The sequence below is a fragment of the Acidithiobacillus ferriphilus genome (assembly GCF_018854775.1).
Taxonomy (GTDB): domain Bacteria; phylum Pseudomonadota; class Gammaproteobacteria; order Acidithiobacillales; family Acidithiobacillaceae; genus Acidithiobacillus; species Acidithiobacillus ferriphilus.
Window position 1 is genome coordinate 1 of sequence record NZ_JAAZTY010000062.1, and the last position, 6,849, is coordinate 6,849.

3 protein-coding genes and 1 pseudogene are annotated in these 6,849 nt (G+C 59.5%); 3 read left to right on the forward strand and 1 reads right to left on the reverse strand.

Annotation, left to right across the window (positions count from 1 at the left end; translation table 11 throughout):
• Positions 1-1,103: glutamate--tRNA ligase (gene gltX, locus HF921_RS05295; protein WP_215893447.1), on the reverse strand; the 1,103-nt coding region annotated here is incomplete at its 3' end.
• Positions 1,104-1,204: 101 nt separating this feature from the next.
• On the opposite strand from gltX, the gene HF921_RS05300 reads away from it, so the two are divergent.
• The 3 genes and pseudogenes from HF921_RS05300 to HF921_RS05310 form a co-directional block, all read left to right on the forward strand.
• Positions 1,205-3,694 carry a penicillin-binding protein 1A gene (locus HF921_RS05300; protein ID WP_215893448.1) on the forward strand — a complete coding sequence of 830 codons (2,490 nt, stop codon included), beginning with the start codon at positions 1,205-1,207 and terminating at the stop codon, positions 3,692-3,694.
• Between the two features lie 214 nt (positions 3,695-3,908).
• Positions 3,909-6,629, forward strand: a complete 2,721-nt coding sequence (locus HF921_RS05305) for an EAL domain-containing protein (RefSeq protein ID WP_226834348.1) — start codon at positions 3,909-3,911, stop codon at positions 6,627-6,629.
• Positions 6,630-6,654: 25 nt separating this feature from the next.
• A pseudogene (locus HF921_RS05310) lies at positions 6,655-6,849 on the forward strand (hypothetical protein); the annotation flags it as partial.

The following is a 6,849-nucleotide window of genomic DNA, read 5'->3' on the forward strand; positions in this document are numbered from 1 at the left end:
ACAATATTGGCGCGCGCCGCGGCGACAAAAGACATTTCCCGCCCCGTCGGCACTTTGTCCTGCAGATGGGGCGCCAACCAGTTCCAGACGGCGGCATCGTCCAGCGACTGTACCGCTTCGTGCTGCCAATGCTGCAACTGCACCATATCAAAATGGCTGGGCGCCCGACTGATCTGGGTCAGCGCAAAGCCCTGCGCCAGGGCGACGCTATCCAGAAAGCCTGTCGCGCTGTAGTGATGCCCCAGACGGGCGAGGTAGTTAAGCACCGCCGGGGCCAGATAGCCAGCCTCGCGCAGGCCGCGCAAGCTGACCGCCCCGTATCGCTTGGACAGAGGCTGACCGTCGGCACCGAGTAACAAAGGCAGATGGCCATAACCGGGAACCGGTAACCCCAGCGCCTGCAAGATCAGAATTTGCCGGGGAGTATTGGTGAGGTGGTCCTCACCGCGCAAGACCAGATTCACCCCCATCAACGCATCGTCGATCGCGTTGGCAAAGAAAAATGCCGGGCTGCCGTCACTGCGGCGGATGACAAAGTCCCCCAGATCAGCCAATGCATAATGACGCTCGCCCCAAACCAGATCGGGCACGCTGAGGGTGCCTTGGTCGGGAATATGGAAGCGCAGCGTGGGTCGCATACCCGCCGCCTCCCGCGCGGCCCGCGCCTCGGCGCTGAGATACCGACAGCGTCCTCCATAACGTGGTGCTTTCCCCGCCGAGCGCTGCACGGCGCGCTCGGCGGCCAGATCATCGGCACTGCAATAGCAGGGGTAAGCCTGTCCGGCCGTCTGCAACTGGGCATAGTACGCATCATAGAGGGCCAGACGTTCCATCTGCCGGTAGGGGCCGTGATCGCCACCACGGTCCGGGCCTTCGTCCCAGTCGATGCCGAACCACTGCAAATCTTCCAGCAAGGCCTTTTCATAGATATCGGGGGAACGCTGCTGATCCGTATCTTCCAGGCGCAAAATAAATGTACCATTCATGCTACGCGCCGCCAGCCAGGCAAAAAGGGCGGTGCGGGCATTACCGAGGTGGAGGTAACCGGTGGGGCTGGGCGCGAAGCGACTCTTGAGATTCATGGTGGTATAGTATTGCGCCATCGGCTGCGTCGCAATGTAAAAACGTGGGCAGGCTATTTCGCAAAGTGCAGACAGGCCAGCATGGACTTTGCTAAGTACTCAACCACACGGGAAGAAACGGCATGGCTCAAGCGAAGACCCCGGGTGCGCGCGCCAAGCAGCCTAAGCGCCACCACTATGGTCGCTGGATTGTACTGATCACCCTGTTGATCCTGATTAATATCGGGATCGGCATCGGCATTTACATCTACCGCATCTGGCAAACCCTGCCCCCCGTTCACGAACTCAGTGAATGGCATCCCGACGAACCCCTGCGGATTTACGCCGCCAATGGCGCGCTGCTGCAAGAGGTGGGTCCACAAATGCGCTACGCCCTGCCCCTTGATCAGATTCCGACCAAATTGCAGGAGGCTTTCATCTCCGCAGAAAACGCGCGTTTCTTCAGCAACAACCCGTTGTATTATCCGGTCAGCTATCCGGGGATTCTCCGTGCCGCGTTAGTGGATCTTATTCATATGGCGCCGGTGCAGGGTGCCAGCACCATCCCCGAGCAGGTGGCCCGCAACTTTTACCTGACCCCGCAAAAAACCATCTCCCGTAAAATCGCGGAAATCCTTCTGGCGTACAAGCTCGCCCACCACTTTACCCATCAGCAGATTCTTGAGCTTTATCTAAATAAGATTTACCTCGGACAGGGTGCCTACGGTGTGCAGGCGGCCGCGCGGACCTACTTCGGGAAAAGCGTCAGCCATCTGACTCTGGGAGAGATGGCCACCATCGCAGGGCTCCCCCCGGCACCCTCCGTGTTGAACCCCGTGGCCAACCCTGACCTCGCCACAAAACGCCGGGCTTATGTGCTCAAGCGCCTGGAAAACCGTGGTTATATTTCCAAGGATGAAGAGGCAAAGGCCAATGCCGAACCTATATTGTCGCGTTATCATGCGGCGGCCAGCAATGTTGCCCCCTACGTCACCGACTGGATCGCCAACTGGCTTACTCAGCAATTTGGCAGCGATTTCACCTACCGTTCCGGGCTCAAGGTGTATACCACCATCCTGCCAAAGGATCAGGAAGCAGCGAACAAAGCCGTTGCCATAGGACTGGAAAATTACGATATGGGCTTATCCAGTATGGACCTCAAAAGCTATCGCGGCCCCATCGCGCGCCTCAGCGGGAACGCCTTGCAGACAGCGCTCGCCGGTAAGCGGCCTGATGTATTACCCCCCCACAACCCGGCCAATCTCAAATGGGGCGTCGTGGTCGGTGCCGATGCCAAAAGCGCTACTGTTGCTCTGGAAGGCAAGAAAAATATCACACTGACCTTGCGTGATGTGAGCTGGGCACGCCCCCACCCTGGCGCGCCCAAACCACGCCTCGTCAATGCGGTGCTGCACAGCGGTGATCTGGTCTGGCTGCGCCCTTATGTACATTCCGTTACGGCAGGGGCAGGCCAGGAATGGGGGGTTAATGTCTGGTCCTCCGCTGGCAGGGATAGCGGTTGGCAACTCTCACAGATTCCTCGGGTACAAGGTGCTCTGGTGAGCCTGGACAGCCACACCGGAGCAATCCACGCCCTGGTCGGCGGCTTCAGTTATGAGCTCAGCCATTTCGATCGCGCCGTTTTCGCCTATCGGCAACCGGGCTCCGGCTTCAAGCCCTTTGTCTATGCCGCGGCTATGGATGCGCCGGCGTTGCTTGCTTCAGGAAAAAGCAGCTATATGACGCCACAAACGCCGATTCCAGACACTCCCCTGTCCATTGCCTTGCCGACAGGACAGGTCTATACGCCGACCAATTATAGCAATAAGTTCTCCAATACTCCGATCCCGGTATGGTCAAACCTGGCTTACTCCCATAACGTACCCAGTGTTCGCATCCTCATGGACATCGGCATCCCCTACGCAGCGCAGTATGTGCAACGCTTCGGCTTTCCGGCCAAGCAGGTACCGCAAGTACCCTCCATGGTGCTCGGCGCGGGAGATTACAGCCCCTTACAGTTGGCCCGCGCCTATGCGGTCTTCTCCAGCGGCGGTTTTCTGCCTAATCCCTACCTCATCACCAAAATTGTGAATAACCGCGGCACACAAATCTCCCTGCTCAATTGTCCCATGGGTTATACGCCGCCCGTGCAAGAGACCGCCATCCCGCCGGGGGTGGCTTATTTGTTGACCGAGATGATGCAGCAGGTTATCAAGATCGGGACCGGCGTCGCGGCCCAGAGCTTGGGGCGCAACGACATTGCGGGCAAAACTGGCACGACCAACCACGAAAATAATGCCTGGTTTAATGGATTTAGTCCGCATATCACCACCAGTGTCTGGGTGGGTTATGATGACAACCGCAGCATGGGCCGCTGGGCGGCCGGGGCCCGTGAGGCATTACCCATCTGGATTCATTTCATGCGGACCGCCATGGCAGGCAGCCCCGCTACCGGTTTCTTCCGACCGCCTTCCGTGACCGGACCTACCATCAGTGGCGGCAGCAATGTTATTGGCGTCAGTGATTATCTGGCGGGCTACCCACCCATTGCTGCGCCTACGGCTTCTACGGAAAGTGGCACAGGAATGGACCTCGGCGACAAGCTCTTGAACACTATCAAGAACCTTTTCTAAGGTGCCACCATGGCCGGAGGTATCCCGCACCCAAAGCGGTTGTCTCCCAAAGCCGCTACTGGTAGCCTGTTAAACTTCTGCATCTACATCAAGGTAGAGCGATCATGGTGAACGTGTCTGACCGAGGCAATTTGCGGTTTTCACGTTCGCTACCGGAATCCCGAGCGCATGTCGGTGCCATCATGACGGCTAACTCCCTGGGTGGCGGGGACGATTGAATTTGAAAACCATCCAGAAAATTTCCGCGTTTTTCACCCGTCCCATCACTATACCTCCCTATCGGCGGACCATATTTCTGTTTTTTTACGGGACATTCGTGGGGATATTGGCTTTTTCCGGATGGTATACCTGGCTCTCCTGGCATCGCTATGAGCAGAACAGTCAGTATCGTTTGACGCTGGAATCCGACATGGTCGCAGCGGTCACGCAGAAGCTGCTGGACGGTCACGCCTCCGGACTCCGGTTTTTGGGAGTGCAGTTACAGCGCGCAAACGCGCTCCATCATCCGCGCCGCGCCCGGACGCTCCTGCTCGATTATCAGAAGGCCACCTCGGATATCGCCAGCGCGAATCTCATCGCCCCGAGTGGCCAGGTCATCGCCTCCACGGCCGTACCGGCGGGGAAGCCGCTCCCGGATTTTCGCAACAATCCGGCCATCTGGCGGGGTTTTCAGAAAGTCTTGCAGGCACATGGCATGCGGGTCTATTACCCGCTGCGTGGTCCGCTGGTGGGCGATCATTGGGTCATCCGCCTGAGTCGCACGGTGTTTTCCCCGGCGGGACAACCCTTGTTTGTGGTGGCCACGCCGCTGCGCTTCAATGGTATTGAAGACTTCCTGAGCCATCTGCCCTTGCGCACGGGAACGGCGGTCGGTCTGCTCCGGAGTGATTTTTATATTGAAGGGCGCTGGCCCATACCCCAGGGGAATCTCTCCAAGATGCTTGCCCATCCCGTATCCGCAGAAGGAGCCTTGCGGCAAGCCTTGCAGCGTGACCCTCATGCACGTCATGGAACGTATGCGGGCGTCGTCACGGTGGGGGAGCCGGCCTATCGCTTTGGGGCCTTTACACGTTTGAGCCGTTATCCGTTGACCGCTTTCGTTTCCGTCCCCAGGGCTCAATGGCTGGCCGCCTGGTGGCGACGACACATTCAATATCCTCTGGTCTTTCTGCTCATCGCTTTGGGATTCGGCCTGGCCGCCTATCGCCGCATCCTCTTCCTGGATCGCCGATGGGAGCTGCAACGCCAGGCCTTCGAGCAGACTCTGACCACGCAGGCTACCCACGATGTCCTGACCGGCCTGCCCAACCGCGATGGTCTGCGGCTGGTGTTTGATCAGGCCTTAGCCCGCACGGAACGGCAGGAGCGGCTCCTGGCGGTGGGGTTTCTCGATCTGGATGCCTTCAAGCCGATCAATGACACCTACGGCCATGATGCCGGAGACGACCTGCTGAAAGAAATGGCCCGCCGCCTGCAGGACGCGATGCGGCGGACGGATACCGTCGCGCGCCTGGGCGGCGATGAGTTTGTGCTGCTGCTGGAAGGCTTGCGCGGTATGGATGAACTGGATCAGGTCCTGGCCCGCCTCCAGGCCGCGATTGAGCGGCCCTTCAACATCAAAGGGAAGATGGTCAGTATTCAGGCGAGTCTGGGGTTGACGCTCTATCCCTTCGACGACGGGGACGCCGACCTGCTCCTGCGCCACGCAGATCAGGCTATGTACGCCGCCAAGACGCGCCCCGGTCGGACCAAGGAGGGTTGGGTGCAGCTCTATCACCCGGATCTCGGCACCCTCACCATAGGCGATGAAACGTTGCGCCAGGATTTTCTGCGCGCCTTGGCCAGCGGAGCGGTGATCCTACACTATCAGCCCCTGGTGGCCCTGACGACAGGCCTGGTGGCGGGCCTCGAGGCCCTGACCCGATGGAACCGGGAGGATCAGGAGGCCTCCCCCGAGCGCTTCCTTCCTTCCCTGGGCGTGCTGGAACGCCAGGCATTGGGGCGCTTCGTGTTGCAGACGGGGCTGCGGCAACTTGCGCAATGGCGGGAGATGGGCCTGGATCTCTTCCTCAGCGTCAACGTCACTCCCGAAGAGCTCGACAGTCCCGAATTTGCCGATTCGGTCTTTGGCATCCTGGCCGCTTATCCGGGCATCCCCCCGGAATCCCTGGTGCTGGAGGTGCTGGAGATCGGGGAAATCCTCGAACAGGAGGTCGCCCTGGAGCATCTGCAGCGGCTGCGCGGTGCGGGCGTCAAAATCGCCCTGGATGACGTGGGGAGTGCATACGCCTCCCTCCTGCGACTCAAAAATCTGCCCATTGACGAGATCAAAATCGATCAGGGTTTCATCCGCGAACTGTCGAACAAACCCCAGGATCTGATTTTCGTCGAAAGTCTCATCAATCTGGGTTTGGGCATGAACGTCATCATCACCGTGGAAGGCGTGGAAACCGAAGCACACATCGCCCTCCTGCGCGAGATGGAGATCGACTATCTCCAGGGGTACGCCATTGCCAAACCGCTGGAGGTGGGGGCGGTCGCTGATTTTGTGCGCACCTTCGTCCTCGGTACGGGGGATACGGACACGCCGCTGCTGGCCCTGTACCAGCATCTGGGATGGATGCATACGGCAGAGGAGTCCGCGATATATCACGCGAGTTACGAGAATACGGAGCTGGCCGCCTGTCCACTCACGACCTGGTTGCACGCCCACACAGCAGAACTGCCCGAGGTGGAGGCCTTGCTGGTCGAGCACGAAGCGGTGCATGCCCTGGGTCGGAAAATCCTTCAGGTACGACAAAGCGGAATGCGCGAGGAACTCCATCGCCTGCTCGGTCAGTTGCACGGGCACAGCCACCGCTTTCAGGAAGGCCTGGGGCAGGCGGTGAAGACTATGCGGGAAAACGCAGCGGCCAAGACTGAAGCACCACCCTAATCGGTAATTCGACGGCGGTGTGAGTGAACAGGTGGCCAATGACTTCCTGCAACTGGTGCGCTACGGACTGCGCAGCGCCGATGATCCACATATCGTGGCGTCGGTCAAAGTCATGGACGGCGTGCTCAAGACCGATACCCCAAGCGGCCCGGTCTGGCACCGCTACAACGGGGATGGTTACGGCGAGCACGCCGATGGCAGCCCATTCGATGGCACTGGC

Excerpts from the sequence above, each read along its gene's own strand:
- HF921_RS05300 (WP_215893448.1), top strand. The coding sequence starts at position 1,205 with ATGGCTCAAGCGAAGACCCCGGGTGCGCGCGCCAAGCAGCCTAAGCGC.